Here is a 22,857-nt window from a genome sequence, read left to right as displayed (position 1 = left end):
GAAAAGCTCCACTAACTGCTCACGCTGAACTTCACTCAGCGAACTACGTGCTCTCAAAGAAAATGCTCCCCACTAGTTGTTGGCAACTGATTTCTCAGTCCAACTAATGGGGAGCAGTTCAGCCATCCGGGGCGGTGCTGTGCGTTAGAGCCGCTTAGGCGTCGCGCTTTTGCAACAAGAGGACACCGAGGCCCCACAGGATAACGGCCCAGGCAATAAATACCAGGCAGAATCCCCAGGATTCCTTCCACGGAGCATCCACCGGATCTATCTCCCAAAGCCAAGACTGGAAAGACTTGAACGGCATGAAGTTAACCAGCTTGCTACCAACCTTGGGGATGCTGGCCACAAGATTATCCACGCCGAGGAAGAGGATGAGGCCGATAGCCACAGCACCAGCCGTCGAACGCAGCAGCAGGCCTAGGCCTTGTGCGAAGAGGACAAGGAGCGCGGCGGCTAGGGGGTACTTCCACAGCTGCTTTTGTCCCATCTCATCGTCCCAAGGGTGGAATTGCGCGGCTACCTCATCGTGGGCAAAAAGCTCGGTAAGCAGGTAGGCGCCCGCCACGGCGATGAAGGTCAGCGCGGCCGCGATAACCGCGTACATGAGCAGCTTGACCAAGGCCACCGACCAGCGGCGCGGGGTAGCCATAAACGTGATGGTCTGCGTGCCGTAGCGGTACTCGGTGGTCACGATCATGATGGCTTGGATCATGAGCACGGGCAGGCCGAGGCCGAAAAGAACAGACACCGCGCCATCCGGGGTGATAACATCCATGCCCAACGCTGCATCCTCGGGGGTTTCTGCCGGTTGGGTAAGGCGAGCATTCAAGATAGCCCAGCCCCACACAAAGAAGAGGAATATGAAGGTGGTCCACCAGAAGGAGCGGGTGGTGTGCAGCTTGGTCCATTCGGACTTCAAGGTATTCAGCATGGCGAATTAAACCTCCTGCTGGGTGGGTCGAGCGAACGGAGTGGCGGCGCCAGCGGTGCCAGCGATGCCCGGGTTGGGGGCGCCGGTGGAGCCGTGGTACTGGACGGCGTCGCCAGTAAGCTCCATGAAGGCATCCTCCAAGGAGGCGCGCTTGAGGCTGAGCTCATTAAGCGGCACCCCGGTGGAGTAAGCCAGCTGGCCCACAAAATCGGTGGTCTGGTTGGAAATCACCAGGCGGGGGCGGCCTTCCTCGTCGGTGGACTCGGTAAAGGCGATGCCCTCGGCACGCAGCGCGGAGCTAAAGGCATCGAGATGGTCGGAGCGCACCAGCACAGAGGACTGCGAGTGGTCCTTCACAAAGTCATAGGTGGGCTGGTCCGCCACTAGGCGGCCCTTACCAATGACCACGAGGTGATCGGCGGTCTGAGACATCTCCGAGAGCAGGTGGGAGGAAATCAAAATGGTGCGGCCTTCATCGGCTAGGGCGCGCACGAGCTGGCGGACCCAGCGGATGCCTTCCGGGTCGAGACCGTTGACCGGCTCATCCAGGATGAGGATGCCGGGGTCACCGAGCAGCGCGCCGGCTAGGCCCAGGCGCTGGCCCATGCCGAGGGAGAAGCCGCCGACCTTCTTACCGGCGACGTCGGAAAGCCCTACCAGCCCCAAGACCTCGTCAACGCGGGAAGTAGAAATGCCGTTGGACTGCGCAATCCATTTCAGGTGGTTGGCGGCGCTGCGGTTGCGGTGCACCGCTTTGGCATCGAGCAAGGCGCCTACCTCACGCAGGGGCTCCTTCAGCTCGTGGTAGTGCTTGCCGTTGATGCGCGTCCTGCCGGCCGTCGGCGTGTCCAAGCCCAGGATCATGCGCATGGTGGTGGATTTGCCCGCGCCATTGGGACCCAGGAACCCGGTGACCATGCCGGGTTTTACCTGAAAGGTGAGATCATCAACGGCGCGGACAGACTTATATTGTTTAGTCAGTCCTTCTACTTCGATCATGGCACTAGCGTGCCATAAATCCGGCAACTTTACCTGTTTAATGCCTCCACGCTCTCCCGCAGGGTGGGAAAGGCGTGGCGGAAGGCGGCCAGAAGGGGGAGGCTTTCTACCTCTTCAAAAGGCACCCAGCGCAGCTCATAGGACTCTTCATTAGCTGTGGTAGGAAGCGGTGCGCCGGTGCGCGTGCGTGCTAGGACGGTGGTGTAGGTCCACTCCCCCGGCAGATCCCCCGCCGCGGGATAGGGCCCGGCCGTTACTCGCGCATCGAGCACCTCTACGTCCTGGGGTGCAATCGCGCATTCTTCATGGGTTTCACGCAGCGCGGCCTGGGTGGGCGTCTCCGTAAAATCGCGGGCGCCACCCGGAATCCCCCAGGTATCGCCGTGGTTGGTCCACGCGGCGCGGTGTTGGAGGAGCACCTTGCGCCCGGCGACGAGGAACAGGCCGGCGGCACCAAATTTTCCCCAGACGCGAATGCCGCCGGGGCCTGCCGCCCAGCCGTCTCCACTGTGAGGGTTATGCATGCTGCCTATCCTAGCCACACACGCGGGTATATGGTGGCGCCCAGCACACTGCGGGCGCTATTCTAAGTGAATGACCGAGCAGGCAGTCCGGGCAGAAAGCGTGCATGACGAGCACGCTCACCCGAGCGATCACTGGCTCGATGAGGTCACCGCGCCCACCGGCCCGGCCTTCAGCGGGCTCAGTAGCCGCGCCATGGAATGGTTCGCGGGCCCGGCGCGCCTGCTGCGCCGCTTCTACTACTTCGCCTCCACCACCCCAGGCAAGCTATTTACGGTCACGCTCATTCTCACCGTTGCCCTAGGCGCCGCCGGCTTATCGATGTCCCAGTCTTCCGCCGCCCGCCACTCCGACCTAGACGAGCTGCTGAGCACCACTGAGCCGATGTCAAACGCGGCGCACCACCTTTATAGTTCGCTCTCAGTGGCCGATACCGTGGCCACCACCGGCTTCGTGCAGGCCGGCGTGGAATCAGAGGAAAACCGCGATAGTTATAACGAGGCCATCGATGCCGCTTCCGTAGCGGCCACCGAATCCGTGCTGGGCACCACCCAAGAGGATGGTCGCGTGCGCGAGCTGGTGACCTTTATCCAACGGGAGCTGCCCGTTTATACCGCAATGGTGGAAAAGGCCCGCGCCAACCACCGGGCGGGCAATGCGGTGGCCAATTCCTATATGTCCAATGCCTCGGCGCTCATGCGCGAGCGTATTCTGCCGGCTGCCTCCGAGCTATTCCAGCTGACCACTGCCAAGGTGAATCAGCAACAACAAAAGCTCACCTCGCCGCAGTGGGTGCCGCTCTCCGGCCTCTTGGCGGCGCTCTTTTTCCTAGCCGTGGCCCAATGGTGGCTGTGGCGCCAGACCCGCCGGCGTTTTAACCGCGGCTTCTTAACTGCCAGTGTGCTGCTTTTCTTGGCCATCTCCTGGGTGGCGCTATCCAACCTCGCCACCTGGTCCACCGGCCACCAGGGCTTTGAGACGGCCTCCCGCCCGTGGGATTCGCTGACGGCCTCGCGGATTGAGGCCCAGCAGGCACGCACCTCCGAGACACTGGCGCTAGTGCTGCGCTCCTCCGAGGAGGATTCGATGGTGCGCTTTTCCAGCTCCATCAACTCCATCGAAGGGGCCCTGGAGGATTATGAGGAAGCGCTCAATGATGAGGACGTGGAGGTCACCGACCCAGAACTCATCCACAGCGCCCGGGCGGCCGCCGAGCAGTGGCGCGGTACCCACGACAAACTCATGGGTGCGCTCAAGGACGGCGACTATGACGAGGCCATCTACCAGGCCACGGCCACCGAGCCCAAGGATGGCGAGATGACCGCGGCGCGTTCCTATGACGAGCTCGACGCGGAGCTTTCGGATCTCATTGGCCAGGCGCGCATCGCCATGCGCAGCTACTTGGAACGCGGCCTGACCGCCATGACTGCGGTGTCCTCGGCCGTGTTCCTGCTGACCTTGTGCGCCATTATTGCCGTGTGGCTGGGCATCCGCCCCCGACTGCAGGAGTACCTCTAATGCGCCGCCCCCGCCTCGTCCTCGCCGCGCTTGCCTGCGTCTGCGCCGCGCTGCCGCTAGCGTCTTGCGATGTTCGCTCCACCCCGCCACTGGAGGCGCCCGCCGAACGCGCCCTCGATTCTCGGCCGGGCCCGCCGCTGCCGGAAGGAGCGAAGGTTGAAAAGGCCGGCTCCACCGCCGCGCAACGCGCCTCTGAGGAAGAGATTAAGGGCAGCTACCGCCCGGACGATAAGAAGGCGAAGGAGCGGGTGCCGGACATCGTCAAGCGCGGTCGTCTCATCGTGGGCGTGGACCGTTCCAATAACTTGATGAGCTACCGCGATGCCGCCTCCGGCGACGTGCGCGGCTTCGAGGTGGACATCGCCCGCGAGATTGCCCGCGATATCTTTGGCGATCCCAATAAGGTGGACTTCCGCTTCGTGGAATCCTCCGACCGCGTCGATGCCCTCAATTCCGGCGCGGTGGACATGATTGTGCGCACCATGACCATTAGCCCGGAACGCGAGCGCGACGTGGCCTTTTCCATTCCCTATATGAGCACCCAAACCCGCATGCTGGTGCTTACCAATTCCGGCATTAAGTCCGTGAAGGACGCCGCCGGTAAGACCCTATGCGGTGTGGGCGCGTCCACCGCGCTGGAAACCATCCGCGAACACGCCCCCAAGTCCGATATCTTGGTTACCCGTTCCTGGGGCGATTGCCTGATGGCCCTACAGCTCAACCAGGCCGATGGCATCGTCGTCGATGATGCCTTGCTCTCCGGCATGGCCGCCCAAGACTCCTATACCTCCATCGTGGGCGAGCCGCTAGAGACCGAGAACTACGGCGTGGCCGTGCGCCGCCCCAGCAAGCAGCAGGACACCCGCCCGCTGCTGCGCCAAGTAAATTCCACGCTCGAACGCATCCGCCGCGACGGCACTTGGTCTTCCATTTTTGAGGAGTGGCTCGGCGCCTACCTGGAAGAGCCCACCCTGCCGGCTGGCAAGTACATCGAGGAGGACGCTAAGCCATGAGCCATAACCCAAACTTCAGCGACGACGAGCTCGAGTACATCGAGCCCGAAAACCTCGATACCCAGCGCGCCTTCCGCCAGCCCACCAACGCCGCCAACTCCGCGCAGGAGCCGGATGCGCTGGACGATGCCCCCTTGGATGATGGCCCCACCACCGCCGCCGTTGCTTTCGACCCCTTTTCGGACGAAGACGAAGAGGGCACTGCGGCCGTGGCCTTCGACCCCTTCGCCGCCAAGGATGAGCCCGGCGATGTTGCCGGCACTTCTGCGGTTGCTTTCGACCCGTTTGCGGACGAAGACGAGGACGGCGATGGTTCCATCGACCCAGACCACATCTCCAGCCTTCTGGCGGATCTGGATAATATCCGCGCCCAACGCGAACAACAGCGCGTCCAAAAATCCCAAGAAGACTCCTCGCAGCGCTCGCGCCGTCGCGCGCTCGATACCTTCCGCGAACGCCGCGGCACCCACCGCGCCGAACGCCGCGTGGCCGATGGCATGGTGCGCCTGCCGTTTATCACCCCGGCCGAGCCCACCGATGCGCTCATTGACCCCACCGAGGAATCTTCAGGCAAGAAGATTCCGCCACCACAGCTACAGCCCGGTGACATGGTGGCCGGACAGTACGAAATCTTGGGCGTTATCGCCCACGGCGGCATGGGCTGGATTTACCTGGCCAATGATCACTTTGTCTCCGGAAGAGTGGTGGTCCTCAAAGGTATGCAGGCTCAAAAATCGGCCGATGAAACCGCCGCTGCGGTGGCAGAACGCGAATTCCTCGCCGATATTACCCACCCTGGCATCGTCAAGATTTTCAATTTCATCGATGACGCCCGGGTGCCCGGTGGCTTTATTGTCATGGAGTATGTCGGCGGGCCGTCGCTAAGAAGCAGGCGCAAAAAGCAGCCGGATAAGCTCCTGCCGGTCGATATCGCCATTGCTTATATCTTGGAAGTCCTGCCCGCGCTGGAGTACCTGCATTCGCGCGGGGTGGTCTATAACGACTTAAAGCCCGATAACATCATCGTCACCGAGGACCAGGTCAAGCTCATTGACCTGGGCGCGGTCTCCGGAATTGGCGCGTTTGGCTATATCTACGGCACCAAGGGCTACCAGGCCCCGGAAGTGGCCACCGAGGGCCCGTCCGTCGCCAGCGATATCTACACCATCGGCCGCACCCTGGCCTCGCTCTGCCTCAAGCTGCCCACCGAGGACGGCGTCTACCTGCCGGGCATTCCCACCCCGACCGAGGAGCCGGAGCTGCGCCGCTTCCTATCGCTCTACCGCCTGCTGCAGCGCGCCACCGACCCGGATCCGGAGCGCCGCTTTACCTCCATCAAGGAGCTACGCACCCAGCTCTACGGCGTGCTGCGCGAGGTCATTGCCATCCGCGACGGCCTGCAGTACCCATCCCAGCACTCGCTGTTCTCGCCGCAACGTACCACCTTTGGCACCAAGCACCTGGTGTTTCGCACGGATCAGCTTATCGACGGCATCGATCGCACCGTCCAAATCACCGCCCCCGAGGTCGTCTCCGCCCTGCCTACCCCGCTGCTAGACCGCGATGACGTGGGTGCCGGCCTGCTGCAGGGCGCTTCCTATGCGGAGCCACAGGAGGCCCTGGAGACCCTCCGCCAGGCCATGCAGACCCCCGAGTACGAGCACTCGGCCGAAATCCCGCTGGGCGTGGTGCGCTCCATGATCGACCTAGGCTATACCGGCCAAGCCCGCCAGTGGCTGAGTTCCATCGAGGACCGCCTCGGCCGCGACTGGCGTTTCCAGTGGTACGCCGGCATCACCGAGCTGCTTCACGACGACTACCGCGACGCCCAGAAATACTTCTCCACCGTCCTCGATCTTCTGCCGGGCGAGGCGGCGCCCAAGCTCGCCATCGCCGCCATCAATGAACTCATTCTGCAGCAGCTGGACTACAGCGATACCGCGCTTATTGACCCCACCGTGGCCCGCGCCTGCTCCAATATGCATTCCACGCTGGCCGATCTCCCCAACTCCGCCTTTGAGGGCCAGCCGGAAATCTGGAACCACGTCACCCAGGATCCGGCTGCGCTGCGCTTTAACTCCATGCGCCTCTACGGCATTGTGTGGTCCACCAATCCCACCACCGTCTCCTCTTCCTTTGGCCTCGCCCGCCAGCTGCGCTCCGAGGGCCAGGTGGAGGTAGCCGTCGTGGTCCTCGACAAGGTCCCCAATGCCTCGCGCCACTATCGCATGGCCCGCTTGACGACGATCCTCCAGCTCATCGTTCACGACCTCTCCGAATCCCGCATTCGCCGCGCCGCCCGACGCCTCGAAGAGGTCCCCACCAACGAGCCGCGCTTCCTCCAGATCAAGATCGCCGTCATCTCCGCCGGCCTCAATTTCCTGCGCAATGCCGATCTCTCGCGAGCCGCTTCCCCCAACGACCTCTTCGAATACGCCTTTACCCAGCGTGGCCTGCGCACCGGCCTCTCCGAGACACTCCGCGCCCTCGCGCGCCAAGCACCGTTTAGCCGCCACCGCTACGCACTCGTTGACCTAGCCAACCAGGTCCGCCCGGTCACTACCTTCTAATCGCTACACAGGCCCCGTACAGCCGCCCCACTAATAAAGCTCCAGGTCCTCCGATAAGGCCGTCAATTCAGCTACGGCACGGCGCTGACGGGCATCTCTTTCATTCTTGTATTTCTGCAGATCCGCACGCCTCACACGACGATGGGACCCAACTTTGTAGCCGGGAAGGCTCCCTTCATCAATGAGCTTTACAACGTGTGGCCGCGAAACATTGAGAAAGTCTGCTGCCTGTTGCGTGGTGAATTCGGATTCCTCGGGCACTACGCGGATCGATTTCCCTGCCGCTTCAATGGCGAGAACTTTCTGCAGGGTTTCGGCGATCTCTCGCGGAATTGCGATTGTTTGCTCGGTTCCTTGCACGAATATATCCACTGGTGCCGGTGAATCTTCTGCCTCCAACACAGAATTGAGCCTTAATAAAGCCTCTTCCGCTGGGCTGGTATCCCGAGTTGTCCCGCCATTTTGTAAGTCCTTCATACCCCCACCCTACAGAATAAACGAAATAAACGAAACGCTTGCTGTACTAGGTTCAGAGATAAAAAAGAGGCGTGCGATCCCTTATGGATCGCACGCCTCTCGTTCACATTCCAGCTTCTAACTGGACGTGAGAATCTTTACTTGTAGAGGCCAGCCTCACGCGCCATTGCGGCGATTTCGGCGGACTTCTGAGCGATAGCCAGCTCCTCGTTGGTCGGAACGACAAAGACCTTAACCGGGGAATCCTCGGTGGAGATCATGCGCGGCTGGTCGGAACGAACCAGGTTGCGCTCCTTATCAAAGTGGATGCCGTACATATCCAGGTTGTACAGGGAATCCTGACGGACCTCGGTATCGTTCTCGCCCACACCGGCGGTAAAGGTGATGGCGTCCACGCGGCCCAAGGAAATCATGTAGGAACCGATGAAGCGGCGTAGCTGGTGGATGTAGATGTTATAAGCCAGCCAAGCGTCCTGGTCCTCGTTGTCGATGCGCTCGCGCAGCGTACGGAAGTCGTTAACGCCAGAGATACCCTTGACACCGGACTGCTTGTTGAGCAGATTATCAATCTCATCCACGCTCATGCCCGCCTGGCGGACGAGGTGGAAGATGATGCCCGGGTCAATGTCACCGGAACGGGTACCCATAGCCAGACCAGCCAGCGGGGTCAGGCCCATCGAGGTATCGATGGCGCGGCCATTGCGGATAGCCGCAGCAGAAGCACCGTTGCCCAGGTGGAGGGTGATCTGGTGGGTGTGCATCGGGTCGCGGCCCAAGAGGGCTGGTACCTGCTGGGAGACGAACTCGTGAGAGGTGCCGTGGAAGCCGTAGCGACGGATATCGTACTTGGATGCCACTTCATTATTGATGGCATACAGCGCAGCTGCCGGCGGCAGGGTGTTAAAGAACGCGGTATCGAAGACGGCAACATGCGGAATATCCGGCAGCATCTTGCGGGCCACCCGGATGCCATCCAAGTTGGCCGGGTTGTGCAGCGGAGCCAGCGGAATGAGGTCCTCAATCATGGACTCAATCTGGTCCACGATGAGCTGCGGCTCGGAGAAGAGGCGGCCGCCGTGAACAACACGGTGACCAACGGCGATAACATCCACGTCGGTCGGGCCAACGTTGTGCTCGCTCATGATGGCAAAAGCGCGCTCAAGGCCGAAGGAGTGAGTAGGGATTTCCAGCTCTTCCTTGTACTTCTCGCCACCGGTCTTGACGGTGACGGCACCGAGGGGCTCGCCAACCTGCTCGACCAGACCAGAGACCAGCGGCGTATCCGTGGCGCTGGACTCGGGATCGACCAGCTGGAATTTAACGGAGGAAGAACCTGAGTTAAGGACCAGAACGTATGACATTTATTTCTCTCCAGCCTGAATAGCGGTGATTGCAACGGTGTTGATGATGTCCGGAACGGTCGCGCCACGCGACAGATCGTTAACCGGCTTGTTCAGGCCCTGCAGGATCGGGCCCACGGCGAGCGCGCCGCCGGTGCGCTGTGCCGTCTTGTAGCCAATATTGCCGGCCTCAAGATCCGGGAAGACGAAGACGTTTGCCTTGCCGGCCACCTCGGAGTTCGGCATCTTCTTAGCCGCAACGCCTGGGTCGCAGGCGGCGTCGAACTGCAGTGGGCCATCCACCTTGACGGAGGAATCCAGCTTCTTAGCGGCTTCGACGGCGGCCACTGCACGGTCAACGTCCGGGCCGGAACCGGAAGTGCCGGAGGAGTAGGACAGCATGGCCACGCGTGGATCGATGCCGAACTGGGAGGCGGTCTGTGCGGAAACGATGGCGATCTCGCCCAGCTGCTCAGCGGTGGGGTTCGGGTTGACGGCGCAGTCACCAAAGGCCCACAGGCGGCCGCGCATGACCATCAGGAAGATGGAGGAGACCACGGAAGCATTCGGCTTGGTCTTGATGATCTGGAAGGAAGGCTTGATGGTGTGGGCGGTGGTGTGAGCAGCACCGGAAACCATGCCATCGGCCAAGCCCTTGTGCACCATCATGGTGGCGAAGTAGGAGATGTCCTTCATCGTCTCGCGAGCCTGCTCGAGGGTAACGCCCTTCTTCTTGCGCAGCTCGGCAAAGTCGGCAGCGAATTCCTCTGCCAGCGGGGACTCGAGGTGGTTGATGATCTCGGCACCAGCCAGGTCGAGCTTGAGCTCTTCGGCACGGGCCTTGATATCAGCCTCGTTGCCCAGAATGGTCAGCTTGGCAACCTTATCGCGCAGCACCACGTGGGCTGCCTCGAGGATGCGGTCATCGTCACCCTCTGGCAGAACGATGTGCGAACCGGCGGCGCGGGCCTGGTCAATGAGCTGCTTCTGGAAGAGGTCTGCGGACATGACCGGGGAGACGTCGCCAAGCGCAGCAAGTGCGCCCGGAACCGCTTCCAGATCGGTGAAGATGCCAGCGACGGTAGCCCCCAGGGATTCCGCATTGTGCTGGGCAAGCTCGCCGGTGCGCTGCGGGGCGCCGGAAATGATGGCCAGCGGCAGGCCAAGGGCGGCAGCTACCTCAGCATCGAAGGCGATATCGCCGGTGCCCTGCGCCACGATGTTCTCAGCGGCGGGAGCCTCAGCAAGTACGGCGGCGACGGTGGCATCGAAGTCTTCGAGGCGGATGAGCTCCGCGCCTAGGTCTTTAGCCAAGGCGGGCACGTCGAGGCCATCGAAGCCACGGCCGATAGCGCTAATAACTGCGGAATGGGATGCAGACATGCAATTTACCTTTCAGTCACGGTCACTTGAACACAATTAACGCGTGTCATAACTTCATGTCAGCCATCACAGTTATTAACACGCGGTGACTATTCCACTGTACGCGATTTACCCCCTCCTATGCCCCATCGTGACCTCCCTAAACTGGGGTTAGTAACGCTGTGGTTTTTATCGCATAGTGACCGCGTAGAATATGCAGCACAACGAAAGAAAGGACACCCTAAGCACATGACTACCCCAGTGCGCGTCGCCGTGGTCGGCTCCGGCCCGGCAGGCATTTACGCCTCTGACCTTCTAGTGAAATCCGACCTCGATGTGCAGATCGATCTTTTTGAAAAGATGCCGACGCCGTTCGGTTTGATCCGCTACGGCGTGGCACCGGATCACCCGCGTATTAAGGGCATCGTGCAGTCCCTGCACAACGTTATGGAAAAGGAAGAGATCCGCTTCCTGGGCAATATCGAGGTGGGCAAGGACATCACCGTCGAGGAGATGCGCGAGTATTATGACGCCATCATCTTCGCCACCGGTGCTACCGCCGATAAGCGCATGGGCATCCCGGGCGAGGATCTCAAGGGCAACCATGGCGCCGGCGAATTCGTGGGCTTTTATGACGGCAACCCCAACTTCGAACGCGATTGGGATCTCTCCGCAGAGTCCGTCGCCGTGGTTGGTGTGGGCAATGTCTCCCTCGACGTCTCCCGCATCCTGGCTAAGACCGCGGACGAGCTGCTCGTGACGGAGATCCCCGATAACGTTTATGAGGCGCTGAAGAAGAACCGTGCCAAGGAGGTCCACGTCTTCGGCCGCCGCGGCCCGGCGCAGGCTAAGTACACGCCGAAGGAGCTCAAGGAGCTGGACGAGTCCCCGACCATCGAGGTCATCGTCAACCCCGAGGACATCGAGTATGACGCCGCCTCCGAGGAGGCCCGCCGCGCCGCCAAGTCCACCGACCTGGTGTGCCAGACCCTCGAGTCTTACGCCATGCGCGAGCCGGGCGATGCCCCGCACAAGCTCTACATCCACTTCTTCGAGTCCCCGGTAGAGGTATTGGGCGAGGACGGGCACGTCACCGCCATCAAGACCGAGCGCACCGAGCTCAATGGCGATGGCTCCGTAACCGGTACCGTCAAGTTCACCGAGTGGCCGGTGCAGGCCGTCTACCGCGCGGTAGGCTACCACCCGCAGTCCGTCGACGGCGTGCCTTTCGACGAGACCCAGGCCACCATGCCCAACGACGGCGGCCACGTGTTGGCCAATGTCGACGGCGAAAAGCTGCCTGGCCTCTACACCACCGGCTGGATTAAGCGCGGCCCAGTGGGCCTGATTGGCAATACCAAGTCCGATGCCAAGGACACCACCACCATGCTCATCGCCGATTACAAGGCAGGCGACTTGGAGCCTGCCACCAAGCGCGATCCGCAGGACATCCTAGACTTCTTGGCCTCCCGCGATATCGCCGTGACCACCTGGGAAGGCTGGCACCGCCTGGATGCCGCCGAACGCGCCGCCGGTGAACCGCACGGCCGCGAGCGCATCAAGATCGTTGAGTGGGACGAGATGGTCAAGCACGCCGGCCCGCAGGCCTAGCCCATGCCGCATTTCATTTCCGCCGCGCCCTTGGGCCAACTGGCAGCCTTGGACGTCCACCACCTCTACAAGCTGCGGGTGGATGTCTTTGTGCACGAGCAGCGCAGCCCGTACGCCGAGATTGACGCCACCGACGCCGACCCCCAGACCGTGCACCTGCTGGCCTGGGACGCGGACACCGACGAGCTGCTCGGCACGGCCCGCGTCTTTCCGGCCGCGCCCACTGACGCCGCGCTTGCCGACGCCGCCGGCGCCCAAATCGGCCGCTTCGCACTCGCGCCCGCCGCGCGCGGCACGGGCCTCGGCCGCGAACTCTTCCAAGCGGCCGTCGACCTAGGCGAGCGCATGCACCCGGGCCAGCCGCTCTACCTGGAGGCGCAGGCCGGCCTCGTGGACTATTACGCCGGCTTTGGCTTTACTCCGGTAGGCGAGCTATTCGACGACGAGGGAGTCCCCCACCAGCCGATGCTGCGCCCCGCTTCCTAGTCGGCGTCATCCACGCCGGAGGCAAGCTTCGGGTCGAGCTCCACGCCGCCCTCGTATTCCACGACCTCGATATCGGGGACGTTATCCGCCTCCGGCTCGATGCCGCGCGCACCGCCCTGGGCCAAAAGACCCGGCGTGGAGGTCACCTCAATCTTGTGCGCCGCTAGTGCTGCGCGGTCGCGTGCCTCCTCCGCGCTTTCCGCGGTGGCAGACACCAAGCCCATGCGACGGCCCTTGTAGGCCCCGGGCTTGCCAAAGAGCTTCACATCCGTCTCTGCGTAATTGAGGGCCGCGGCGATGCCGGTATAGGCAACCTCATTCAGCTCCTCGTCCGCGTGGATGACCACGCTGGCGCCCGGGGTGACCAGGGTGGCGTCGATGGGGTAGCCCAAAATCGCGCGCGCATGCAGGTCGAAGGCGGAAAAACGCTGCGTATAGCAGGTCAGCATCGCCGTATCCGAGGGCCGCGGGGAGACGGAGGAAAAGTACACGTCATCGCCCGCAACGAAGAGCTCCACGCAGTACACGCCGCGCCCGCCCAACTCATTAGAAATGCGCGCGGCCACCGAGCGTGCGTTTTCCAGCGCGATCTCGCTCATGCCGGTAGGCTGCCACTCCTCCACGAGGTCGCCGCGCTCATGGCGGTGGCCGATGGGCTCGCTAAACCACGTAGCCAACTTGCCCGTGGCCGGATCAATGGAACGAATAGCCAGCAGGGTGACCTCAAGGTCAAAGTCCACGAAGCGCTCGGCCACCACGCGTTGCGAATCCGAGGACACGCGCCGCACGGTCTCCCACGCGGTGCGCACATCCTCCTCATCGCGAGCAATCATGTGGCCCTTGCCGGAGGTGGACACATCCGGCTTAATAATGCACGGAAAGCCCAGCTCCCCCACCGCTTCCTCGAGCTCCTCCACGGAGCTAGCAAAGCGATACGCGGAAACCGGCAGCCCGATATTCTCCGCCACCTCGCGCACGCACTGGCGGTCCTGCGTCATGGCGCAGGCGCGGGCGGAGGGGACCACGATGGCGTCGCTATGCGCTTCCATCTCCTCCAGCGCTTCTACCGCAACGGTTTCTACCTCTGGAACCACAAAATGCGGCTGAATCTCTTGGGCCAGCTGCAGGATGCGCCCGGTGTCCTTGATATCGGCGACGTAGCTATACTGCGCCACCTGGTGCGCCGGCGCGCCCGCATACGAGTCCACCGCGTGGACCTCCAAGCCCAGGTTTTGGAAGGACATGGCCAGCTGCTTGCCCAGCTCGCCCGAGCCCAGCAGCAATACCTTGGTGGCATTGCTGGTCAGCGGCGTGCCAATATGACCGGCGATCTCGCCTGGATTATCCATGAAAATGCTCCTTCTAAGCCGCAGGCAGCGGCGTTTACTGCCTTAAATTATTTCATATTTAGGCCCCAACCCCACCACCTACATGCCAGGTGAGCCGGATAGGCGAAGGCGCCCTGTGGGCAATTCCACAGGGCGCCGTAGGAGTTTCAGCCTAGGCTGCAGGTGCCTCAGCCGGTGCCTCCCCTGCCGGCTGCTCGGCGGGCTACTCTGGCTCGCCTACCGGCTCCGCCACGGTAATGATGTTGTCCTCATAACCCAGTGCGCCACCAACGAACTGGCCGCCACAGGTAATGAGAACCAGACGGTTCTCGCCTTCCTTATCGTTAACCACATCCGGGAATCCGGAGCCCTTAGGCAGGCGGTACGGCGCCTCGGTCACGCGGAAAGTGCGCTCCTGGCCGTCGATGACCACGGTAAATTCCTGGCCCTTCTTCAGCTTCGTGAACTTCTCCGCATAACCAGTGCCCTGGCCCTGGTAGTTAATGTGGCCGGTAATCACACTCGAGCCCACGTTGCCCGGCTCACCAGGCACAGCGGAGGCGGAGTACCAGCCCACGCGGGTGACGTCGTGTGGCGGCAACAGCACGCCCTGGTCCGTGACCTGTACGGGGTCTACGGCCGCATATTCGCCATCGATGCCCACGGACATGCCCTCAAAGCCCTTGAACTCACCAGGCGCGGCCTCATACTCGTGCTCCTGCTGGCCCGAATCATCCACGAAGGCATCGGACTTCGGCCCGGATTCCTCCGAGGCGCTCTCGCTGGCCACCGTCTCCGGCGCCGAGCCGGCCTCATCCTCATCATCGCGCGCCAGGTACAGCACTACCTGCAGCAAGACCAACGCCACCGCAATGATGGCCGCGATAATAGCGATCAGCTTGCCACGGCCCATGCCCCGCTTGCCGACGCCCCCTTCTTCCCCACTCGCCGGATACTGCGACATTCCATTGTCTTCTGGCTGCTGTGGTTGCGCGTGCTTTCCCATAGCTAGCTTCCTCTACTTCCTCGATTTGTCTACCTTGTGCAGGTTATATGCAAATCCCCTCCAGCGTGTGCAGTCACACCCTGGAGGGGATTTTTGGTGTTTAAGTCTCAACCCCGGTGGGGCGACCCGCGGGCCGCCTCACCGATGCTTATGGACTACTTGATGTAATCCTGCATACCCGGCTCAAGCTCGGTTGCGCCGGACGGAACGGACTTAATCTCAACGCGGTCGGCGTTGGATGGCAGTGCGTTGCCAGTCTCTTCAGGTTCCTGACCCTGGACCTCGACGCCACGGCCGTGTCCATTGTCAGAGTTGCCGCCCTTAGGAGCATCCTGACCCTTGTCCTCGTGACCATTGTCAGAGTTGCCGCCCTTAGGAGCATCCTGACCCTGGACCTCGTGACCATTGCCACCATCGTGGTTACCGGTGTTGTCACCGTGGCCACCGTTGTGGTTGCCATGATCCTTGTGGTCGAAGTGATCCTTGATGATCTTGCCCAAGCCGATGCCCGGAATCAGGATGAGCCACCACTTATTGTCCTTGGAGGAACCGTGGGAGGATTCGCCGTCGCCCGGCTCCTGACCCTCAACCTCGTGGGAGGTTACGGTCTGGTCCTCATCGTTGATGTCCTTGTGCTCAGCGATGTGGTTCGGCTTCTCCGGATTAGTATCCGGAGTCTCCTCACCCTTGTTGTTGACCTCGGTGGAGGTGAGCTCCTCAAAGGCAACCGCAGCCTGGACAGGCTCCTTCACATCATCGTTCACGGTGATGGTGACAGGCACCATGCCCTTGGACTTCTCCGGAGTGAAGGTAGCTTCACCCTCGCCCAGCACAGACTTGCCGTCCTTCTTGTTAATGAGCTCAGCCTTCAGGGTGTATTCCTTACCCGGAACCAGACCCTCGTAGGTAACCTCATCGACAATCTTGGCACCAGCAACAACCTCATGAGAACCCTTCTCGAAGTCAGCGTTAGTGGTAATCCACGGCTCAGTCAGTTCGGTAGTTTCACCCGGGTTCTCACCAGGCTTCTCACCCGGATTCTCACCCGGATTCTCACCAGGCTTCTCACCAGGCTTCTCACCCGGGTTCTCACCCGGATTCTCACCCGGATTCTCACCAGGCTTCTCACCCGGGTTCTCACCAGGCTTCTCACCAGGCTTCTCACCAGGCTCATCACCCGGATTCTCACCCGGATTCTCACCAGGCTTCTCACCAGGCTTCTCACCAGGCTCATCCTTAGGCACAGTCTGGTTCTTGTCGTTGATGTCCTTGTGCTCAGCAATGTGGTTCGGCTTCTCCGGATTAGTATCCGGAGTCTCCTCACCCTTGTCGTTGACCTCGGTGGAGGTGAGCTCCTCAAAGGCAACCGCAGCCTGGACAGGCTCCTTCACATCATCGTTCACGGTGATGGAGACAGGCACCATGCCCTTGGACTTCTCCGGAGTGAAGGTAGCTTCACCCTCGCCCAGCACAGACTTGCCGTCCTTCTTGTTAATGAGCTCAGCCTTCAGGGTGTATTCCTTACCCGGAACCAGACCCTCGTAGGTAACCTCATCGACAATCTTGGCACCAGCAACAACCTCATGAGAACCCTTCTCGAAGTCAGCGTTAGTGGTGATCTTCGGAGTCTTCTCAAAGTCCTCGGAGGTCACAGTCTGGTCATCGTCATCGATGTCCTTGTGCTCACCAACCGGGTTCGGGTTGTCCTCATCGGTCGGGTTGTCCTCACCGTGCTTATCCACCTGGGTGGAAGTCAGCGTCTCGAAGGCAACCGCAGCCTCAACCGGCTCAGTAACCTTATCGCTCACGGTGATGGTGACAGCCTCAGTGCCATTAGCGTTCTCCGGAGTGAACTTGTGGCCCTTGGTCTCACCAAGAACGGTCTTACCGTCCTCCTTGGAAATCAGCTGGGCATCCAGAGTGTATTCCTTGCCCGGAACCAGACCCTCGTAGGAAACCTGGTCCACAACCTTGGCACCAGCAACAACCTCACGCAGGCCACCCTCGAAGTCCGCATTAGTGGACACCTTCGGGGTGTCCTTCTCGTCGCCGTCACCAGGGGTCCCCGGCTCGTTAGGCTCGGTCGACTCAGAAGGCTCGCCCGGCTTCTCCGGAGTAGTCGAACCGCAATCCGAAGGCTCGTCAGACTCAGAGGTCTCGGAAGCCTCAGAAGACGTGGTCTCTACAGACTCGGACTCAGAAGGCTCACTGGACTCAGACTCAGACGGTTCCTCAGACTCGGAAGGCTTCTCACTCTCAGAGTCACCCGGCTCCTCAGACTCACAAGTCTCGTCGCCGTCACCAGGCGTACCCGGAACTTCTTCCTTCGAGGTGGTGGTCTCCGGAGCAGAGGTCTCCGGCTCATCCTCGGAGGTCACGGTCTGATCATCGTCATCGATGTCCTTGTGCTCACCGATTTCGTTCGGCTTGTCATTGTCAGGGGTGTCCTCACCCTTGTCATTGACAACCTTGGAAGTCAGCGTCTCGAAGGCAACTGCAGCCTCAACCGGCTCAGTAACCTTATCGCTCACGGTGATGGTGACAGCCTCAGTGCCATTAGCGCTCTTCGGAGTGAACTTGTGACCCTTGGTCTCACCAAGAACGGTCTTACCGTCCTCCTTGGAAATCAGCTGGGCATCCAGGAAGTATTCCTTACCCGGAACCAGACCCTCGTAGGAAACCTGGTCCACAATCTCAGCACCAGCAACAACCTCACGCAGGTCACCCTCGAAGTCCGCGTTGGTAGAAACAATCGCGTTCTTGTGGGAGGTTACGGTCTGGTTCTCGTCGTTGATGTCCTTGTGCTCAGCGATGTGGTTCGGCTTCTCCGGAGTGGTATCCGGGGTGTCTTCACCCTTGTCGTTGACGTCGGTGGAGGTCAGTTCTTCAAACGCAACCGCAGCCTCAACCGGCTCCTTCACGTCGTCAGAAACGGTGATCTTAACTTCAGCCTGACCATTTGCGGACTCAGGCTTAACAGTAGCCTCGCCCTTGCCCAGAACGGTCTCGCCGTCCTTCTTGGAAATCAGCTCAGCACTGAGCTTGTACTCCTTACCCGGAATCAGGTTGAAGTAATCAACAGTGTCGATGACCGTAGCACCAGCAACAACTTCCTTGGAGCCGTTTGCAAAGTCCGCATTGGTGGAAATGCGCGGCTTGGAGGTTACGGTCTGATCCTTGTCGTTGATGTCATCGTGCTTAGCGATGTCATTCGGGGTGTCCTCGTCGGTCGGCTCATCGTCGCCATTCTCGTTGACCTGGGTGGAGGTCAAGTACTCGAACGCAACAGCTGCCTGGACCGGCTTGGTCACATCATCGTTAACGGTGATCTCAACAACTACGTCGCCGTCAGCAGAATCCGGGGTGAAAGTCTTCTCACCGGTACCCAGAACAGTCTTGCCATCCACCTTGGAGATGAGCTCAGCCTTCAGGGTGTATTCCTTACCCGAAACCAAGTTGTGGAACTCAACGGTGTCGTTGACCTTAGCTCCAGCGATTACTTCGTGGGAATCATCTCCGAACTCAGCCTTGGTGAAGATCCTCGGGGTGTCCTTCTCGTCGCCGCCACCAGGGGTCCCCGGCTCGTTAGGCTCGGTCGATTCAGAAGGCTCGGTCGGCTTATCCGGGGTCGTCGACTCGCCGTCCGAAGGCTTGTCAGACTCAGAGGTCTCGGAAGCTTCAGAGGACGTGGTCTCTACAGACTCGGACTCAGAAGGCTCACTGGCCTCAGACTCAGACGGTTCCTCAGACTCGGAAGGCTTCTCACTCTCAGAGTCACCCGGCTCCTCAGACTCGCTGGTCTCGCTAGTCGTCGAGGTAGAGGAATCCTCAGAGGAAGAAGGCGTAGAGGTTTCACCCTCGCCACCGTGACCAGGCTCATCCGGAACCTCCTCGGTAGAGGTGGCGGTCTCCGGAGTGGTGGTCTCGGAAGGCTTGTCAGACTTTACAGTCTGAGCCTCGTCCTCGATATTGGTGTGCTCGGCGATGTCATTCTTCTCACCAGTGGTGGAATCCTCGCCGTCCTTGTTGACAGCAGTGGAGGTCAGGTATTCGAAAGCAACTGCCTCATCAACGGCCTCGGTAACACCCTCATCAACAGTGATCTCTACCTTCTCCGTACCCTCGGAGGTCTCAGGTACGAAGGTCTTTTTACCGTGGCCGATTACCGGGAAGTCACCAGTGGTCTCATCCTTGACCTTGGAACGCAGCTCTGCATTCAGAGTGTATTCCTTGCCAGCAACCAGGTCGTTGTACTTAACCTTATCGGTAATGACGGTGCCAGCCTTGATCTCATCGCCCTTAGCCTTCTCAGCCTTGGTGCCGATGGATGGCTCCATCTCGGAGGTTACAGTCTGATCCTCATCATCGATGTCGCGGTGATCGGTAATCTTCTTCTCTTCATCAGAGTTCGGAGTTTCCTTACCGTTCTCATCGACCTCCTTGGAGTAGAGGTCCTCGAATGCGACGGCTGCCTTAATGACGCCCTCAACATCGTCGTTGACCTTAATATCAACGACCTGCTCACCGGCAGACTTCTTCGGGGTGAAGGTTACTTCGCCCTTTCCGACGACCTCGTGCTCACCCTTGTCATTCTCAGCCTTGTTACGCAGCTCGGCCTTCAGGGTGTATTCCTTACCTGGCACCAAGTCGGTGTACTCAACGGTGTCCTTGACAGTAACGCCAGCCTTTACCTGCGAAGCGTTGTCAAAGTCAGCCTTGGTCTTGATAGACGGGTTCCACTTGGTGTTAACGGTCTGCTTCTCATCGTTAATGTTTTCGTGAGTAGCAATCACGTTTTCATCGGTGGAGCCGGTGGTCTCGTTGCCGTCCTTGTCTACCTCGGTAGATACAAGCTTCTCGAAGGCAACCGCAGCGTCAACAGCAGGATCTGCCTTGTCGTTGACGGTGATCTCAACGTCCTTTTTACCGGCGGACTCTTCCGGAACCAGTACCGCAGAACCTTCACCCAGTTCGGTCTTGCCATCTGCCTTAGAGATCAGCTTTGCCTTCAGGGTGTACTTCTTACCCGGAACAAGGTCCTTATACGTCACAGTGTCAATAACCGTGGCGCCCTTCTCTACACGGTCGCCATCCTTGATCTTGGCCTCCGTCTTAATCTCCGGATTAAGATCCTTCTCCTGCTCTTCAGTACCTGGAACCGGAGCGGTGGGCTCGGTCACCTTGGTGGTCTCGTCAGGAGAGGTCGGTTCAGTAGTGGAATCCTTAGGAGTGGTTTCCTCAGTATTAGACGGCTCAGATTCGGTAGTCGTCTCGTTAGAAGACGTCTCCCCTTCCGGATTCTCAGAGGTAGTCTCTTCGGTCGTATTCTCGTCGGAAGTGGTCGGCTGCTCGGAGCTGCCACCGTTATCCGGATTATCCGGCAGACCCGGCTGATCAACAGGCATAACACGCTGAGCCTGAGGTGCACCCTCCGCCTTACCGTTAGGCGCTACGATAGTGATGTATGCCCCGTTAGGTGCTTTTGGAACATCAATATTTGGGTCCCGCTCAAATTTGACAGGATTTTCCGAAACAACCCGCAGCCCAGTCAACTTGGTAAACGTCTCCAGATCACCATGAAAATCGGGAAACAGTTGCCCCTCGGCGTGGTCGCCGCCTTGAGTAAGGGTGCCGTTAATTACAGCTAAAGACTGTGCTGCTGCCGCAGGGGCACCAATGATGGCAGACAGATAAACCCAGTATTCCTTTACGGTCTCCTTGTCACCTGCATCAAGTGCGTCGCGCAGCTTAGTGGCAAGATAGATGGCGCCATCTTCGTAATCTGGGTTGATATGCTCGCTATCAAATCGAAGCATATCCGCATTTTCCATCAAATAAGGTTGACTGTTACCCATCGGAGTCTGCCGACCCGGATCGATACAAAGCGCCCAGCCAACGTTATTGCTCTTATTGCCATTTCGCGAAGGGTTTCCGTCCTGCGGGGTATTCGGTTTACCAGCCCAAACTAGGTTGCCCCAAGAGGCATCCCAACCTTCACCGCCGCGACTATGAACGTCGGACAGATCAGTATTCGGCGTCGGCATTTCTACGCCAAATTTACTTTCCTCCGCTTTCGCACCTGGAACGGTGACCATGGCCGCAACTACCGCAATTGCAGCAAGCACTGCGGTAAAGACCATCCACCCCTCTCGGGATATGTTTTTCAATCTACTCATTCTTTCCTCTTCGAGCGGTACAAATACTTACATTCGTTTTCCTGTACAGCGAATGTTTTCGCTGAGCAGAACCTGAAATTGAGACTTGAACACACTCCAGTTAATCAGGGTTCTGAACCCAAATCTGAATTAACTCTTATTGTGCTCTCAGCATAATATCACGGGAAAATTTAAAGCGCCAGCCAGAAAGTTTTAGAAAACTGCACGTTATGCAGGATTTCTAATTTCATACCCACAGGTAGATGTGCTTATTTCCACGGTCAACCTAGTTTTAAATACATATGTTCGATGTACCCTAGGCCTTTCCTAAGGTCGGGGCGCCACGCCAATGGCTTAATCAATACTACGATTAGTTTTGACAAAAGCCGTGTGAACACTTCTATGCGCTACGTTTTGTCTAATTTCGTGCAAATTCAAGGGTTTGATTTGCGTGCAATTTCTTCGGGTTACTCCGGGACCATCCATAGAAAGTTGGTGTTACAGGTGTGACTGGAGAGCACTCAATAGGGGTGCACACACGTTCGGCGCATAGGAGGCGTAGTAATCCTTAACCCTATTGCCATTCACCTTCAAGAAGGCATATGTGAGCGAAAACTCTGCCTAGGGTCATCACAGTCACGCTTAGGGGTCTCGCACAAGGTCGAGGGAGAATTGGGCAAAGAAAAATCCGCACGTGCGTCGGCAAACGGATGCTTTACCGAGGCCGCAGTGCGGATCCTGGAATGAACTAAGCCTTAAAGAACGGCAGTGACCTGGTAGCCCTTTTCCTGCAGGAGCTGGGAAACTGCCTCAAAGGTATCGCCATCCTTGTCCGGGTTGTAGGTCTCCGGGTTCAGGGCAATATTGGCGGTGTCGCCCTCGTAGCGGACGCTGATGAACTCGTAGCCGGCCTTGGCATGGGCGGCGTCGATAAGAGCCTGCACGTCATCGTTGGCGCCCTGCTCAGCAACAGCAACCTGCTCTGACTCAGGTGCCGGCGCAGCTTCCTGTGCCGGGGTGCCCAGGCCGAAGAATCCCATAATGGTGGCAAGCAGGCCGCTCAAAAGCTTAACAATCATTACAGTAACTCCCTGTGTAGAAATACGCGGGAATAGGGTCCCCGAAAGCTGAAAAACTCTCTGCATTTAAAACAAGCTTAACTTTATATTAGTTTTTGATTGCGTTCAACGGGAAAGAACCTATGCTGGCATGCGACGCTTCTGCAAGCAGCTAAAAGGGCACTGAAATGCCGCAGCGCCCGTACTCCGTCTCAGGGGCGGTACACGGGCGCTTTCGCTCAATTAGGGCTAAATCCCTTAGAGGGGACCAAGAGCTAGGTAGGGATAGGAACCTTTGTTGTCTGCTAGGGCGGCTAGAAAAACATCGTGCAGAGAGCCAGTTCAGCTGTGCTAGAGGGGTTAAGGGTCAAAATGTGTGTCTGGCTCGGCGTGTCGCGGGGGTTAGATTTGGCCTTTTTGAATGCCGATTGAGTGGGTGTAGTCGGTGTCGATAGCGTTGTCGTAGAGGGCTGGGCGT

General features: G+C 59.6%; 15 protein-coding genes. 5 read left to right on the top strand and 10 right to left on the bottom strand.

The window, feature by feature from the left end:
• Nucleotides 1-154: 154 nt before the first annotated feature.
• Genes MHY13_RS11090 through MHY13_RS11080 form a run of 3 tightly spaced genes read right to left on the bottom strand, consistent with a single transcriptional unit; the run spans nucleotide 155 to nucleotide 2,457 of the window.
• Nucleotides 155-934 (bottom strand): ABC transporter permease subunit, encoded by a 780-nt coding sequence (locus tag MHY13_RS11090; RefSeq protein ID WP_239283138.1) that lies wholly within the window; start codon nucleotides 932-934, stop codon nucleotides 155-157.
• Between the two features lie 6 nt (nucleotides 935-940).
• Nucleotides 941-1,933, bottom strand: coding sequence for an ABC transporter ATP-binding protein (locus MHY13_RS11085; protein WP_239283137.1), 993 nt, complete (start codon nucleotides 1,931-1,933; stop codon nucleotides 941-943).
• Between the two features lie 29 nt (nucleotides 1,934-1,962).
• Nucleotides 1,963-2,457 (bottom strand): NUDIX domain-containing protein, encoded by a 495-nt coding sequence (locus MHY13_RS11080; RefSeq protein WP_005329848.1) that lies wholly within the window; start codon nucleotides 2,455-2,457, stop codon nucleotides 1,963-1,965.
• A 70-nt stretch (nucleotides 2,458-2,527) separates the two neighbouring features.
• Here MHY13_RS11080 and MHY13_RS11075 point away from each other — a divergent pair, with 70 nt between their 5' ends.
• Genes MHY13_RS11075 through MHY13_RS11065 form a run of 3 tightly spaced genes read left to right on the top strand, consistent with a single transcriptional unit; the run spans nucleotide 2,528 to nucleotide 7,556 of the window.
• Nucleotides 2,528-3,973, top strand: a complete 1,446-nt coding sequence (locus MHY13_RS11075) for a hypothetical protein (RefSeq protein WP_239283136.1) — start codon at nucleotides 2,528-2,530, stop codon at nucleotides 3,971-3,973.
• Complete coding sequence (locus MHY13_RS11070; protein WP_239283135.1) at nucleotides 3,973-4,986, top strand: glutamate ABC transporter substrate-binding protein; 1,014 nt, start codon at nucleotides 3,973-3,975, stop codon at nucleotides 4,984-4,986. Before MHY13_RS11075 ends, MHY13_RS11070 begins: the two co-directional genes overlap by 1 nt.
• Complete coding sequence (locus MHY13_RS11065; RefSeq protein ID WP_239283134.1) at nucleotides 4,983-7,556, top strand: serine/threonine protein kinase; 2,574 nt, start codon at nucleotides 4,983-4,985, stop codon at nucleotides 7,554-7,556. The genes MHY13_RS11070 and MHY13_RS11065 overlap by 4 nt, the downstream gene beginning before the upstream one ends.
• Nucleotides 7,557-7,586: 30 nt before the next feature.
• On the opposite strand, the gene MHY13_RS11060 is transcribed toward MHY13_RS11065, so the two are convergent.
• The 3 genes from MHY13_RS11060 to pta all read right to left on the bottom strand — a co-directional run bounded on the left by MHY13_RS11060 (nucleotide 7,587) and on the right by pta (nucleotide 10,756).
• The gene (locus MHY13_RS11060) at nucleotides 7,587-8,033 is read right to left on the bottom strand and encodes a helix-turn-helix domain-containing protein (protein WP_239283133.1); all 447 of its coding nucleotides are present in this window, start codon (nucleotides 8,031-8,033) and stop codon (nucleotides 7,587-7,589) included.
• A 137-nt stretch (nucleotides 8,034-8,170) separates the two neighbouring features.
• The gene (locus tag MHY13_RS11055; RefSeq protein WP_238801400.1) at nucleotides 8,171-9,394 is read right to left on the bottom strand and encodes an acetate kinase; all 1,224 of its coding nucleotides are present in this window, start codon (nucleotides 9,392-9,394) and stop codon (nucleotides 8,171-8,173) included.
• A complete protein-coding gene (gene pta, locus MHY13_RS11050) occupies nucleotides 9,395-10,756 on the bottom strand; it encodes a phosphate acetyltransferase (RefSeq protein ID WP_239194498.1) in 1,362 nt (453 codons plus the stop codon).
• A 228-nt stretch (nucleotides 10,757-10,984) separates the two neighbouring features.
• Between pta and MHY13_RS11045 the strand changes: the two genes are divergently transcribed.
• Together MHY13_RS11045 and MHY13_RS11040 are read left to right on the top strand one after the other, a co-directional pair.
• Complete coding sequence (locus tag MHY13_RS11045) at nucleotides 10,985-12,346, top strand: FAD-dependent oxidoreductase (RefSeq protein ID WP_239283132.1); 1,362 nt, start codon at nucleotides 10,985-10,987, stop codon at nucleotides 12,344-12,346.
• A gap of 3 nt (nucleotides 12,347-12,349) precedes the next feature.
• Nucleotides 12,350-12,832 (top strand): GNAT family N-acetyltransferase, encoded by a 483-nt coding sequence (locus MHY13_RS11040; RefSeq protein WP_239283131.1) that lies wholly within the window; start codon nucleotides 12,350-12,352, stop codon nucleotides 12,830-12,832.
• Here MHY13_RS11040 and purT read toward each other — a convergent pair.
• From purT to MHY13_RS11020, 4 genes are all read right to left on the bottom strand, one after another.
• Nucleotides 12,829-14,181, bottom strand: coding sequence for a formate-dependent phosphoribosylglycinamide formyltransferase (gene purT, locus MHY13_RS11035; protein ID WP_239283130.1), 1,353 nt, complete (start codon nucleotides 14,179-14,181; stop codon nucleotides 12,829-12,831). The genes MHY13_RS11040 and purT overlap by 4 nt on opposite strands.
• A gap of 202 nt (nucleotides 14,182-14,383) precedes the next feature.
• Nucleotides 14,384-15,166, bottom strand: coding sequence for a class F sortase (locus tag MHY13_RS11030; protein WP_239283129.1), 783 nt, complete (start codon nucleotides 15,164-15,166; stop codon nucleotides 14,384-14,386).
• A gap of 155 nt (nucleotides 15,167-15,321) precedes the next feature.
• Nucleotides 15,322-21,333 carry a VaFE repeat-containing surface-anchored protein gene (locus MHY13_RS11025; RefSeq protein WP_239283128.1) on the bottom strand — a complete coding sequence of 2,004 codons (6,012 nt, stop codon included), beginning with the start codon at nucleotides 21,331-21,333 and terminating at the stop codon, nucleotides 15,322-15,324.
• Between the two features lie 743 nt (nucleotides 21,334-22,076).
• Nucleotides 22,077-22,400 (bottom strand): malonyl-CoA-ACP transacylase, encoded by a 324-nt coding sequence (locus tag MHY13_RS11020; RefSeq protein ID WP_239283127.1) that lies wholly within the window; start codon nucleotides 22,398-22,400, stop codon nucleotides 22,077-22,079.
• Between the last annotated feature and the right edge of the window lie 457 nt (nucleotides 22,401-22,857).

This window comes from Corynebacterium sp. ACRPE, from assembly GCF_022347435.1.
GTDB lineage: Bacteria > Actinomycetota > Actinomycetes > Mycobacteriales > Mycobacteriaceae > Corynebacterium > Corynebacterium tuberculostearicum_D.
Note: the sequence above shows the minus strand (reverse complement) of the source record. Positions and strands in the feature narration are given on the sequence as shown.

Excerpts from the sequence above, each read along its gene's own strand:
- MHY13_RS11090 (WP_239283138.1), bottom strand. The coding sequence starts at position 934 with ATGCTGAATACCTTGAAGTCCGAATGGACCAAGCTGCACACCACCCGC.
- MHY13_RS11085 (WP_239283137.1), bottom strand. The coding sequence starts at position 1,933 with ATGATCGAAGTAGAAGGACTGACTAAACAATATAAGTCTGTCCGCGCC.
- MHY13_RS11080 (WP_005329848.1), bottom strand. The coding sequence starts at position 2,457 with ATGCATAACCCTCACAGTGGAGACGGCTGGGCGGCAGGCCCCGGCGGC.
- MHY13_RS11075 (WP_239283136.1), top strand. The coding sequence starts at position 2,528 with ATGACCGAGCAGGCAGTCCGGGCAGAAAGCGTGCATGACGAGCACGCT.
- MHY13_RS11070 (WP_239283135.1), top strand. The coding sequence starts at position 3,973 with ATGCGCCGCCCCCGCCTCGTCCTCGCCGCGCTTGCCTGCGTCTGCGCC.
- MHY13_RS11065 (WP_239283134.1), top strand. The coding sequence starts at position 4,983 with ATGAGCCATAACCCAAACTTCAGCGACGACGAGCTCGAGTACATCGAG.
- MHY13_RS11060 (WP_239283133.1), bottom strand. The coding sequence starts at position 8,033 with ATGAAGGACTTACAAAATGGCGGGACAACTCGGGATACCAGCCCAGCG.
- MHY13_RS11055 (WP_238801400.1), bottom strand. The coding sequence starts at position 9,394 with ATGTCATACGTTCTGGTCCTTAACTCAGGTTCTTCCTCCGTTAAATTC.
- pta (WP_239194498.1), bottom strand. The coding sequence starts at position 10,756 with ATGTCTGCATCCCATTCCGCAGTTATTAGCGCTATCGGCCGTGGCTTC.
- MHY13_RS11045 (WP_239283132.1), top strand. The coding sequence starts at position 10,985 with ATGACTACCCCAGTGCGCGTCGCCGTGGTCGGCTCCGGCCCGGCAGGC.
- MHY13_RS11040 (WP_239283131.1), top strand. The coding sequence starts at position 12,350 with ATGCCGCATTTCATTTCCGCCGCGCCCTTGGGCCAACTGGCAGCCTTG.
- purT (WP_239283130.1), bottom strand. The coding sequence starts at position 14,181 with ATGGATAATCCAGGCGAGATCGCCGGTCATATTGGCACGCCGCTGACC.
- MHY13_RS11030 (WP_239283129.1), bottom strand. The coding sequence starts at position 15,166 with ATGGGAAAGCACGCGCAACCACAGCAGCCAGAAGACAATGGAATGTCG.
- MHY13_RS11020 (WP_239283127.1), bottom strand. The coding sequence starts at position 22,400 with ATGATTGTTAAGCTTTTGAGCGGCCTGCTTGCCACCATTATGGGATTC.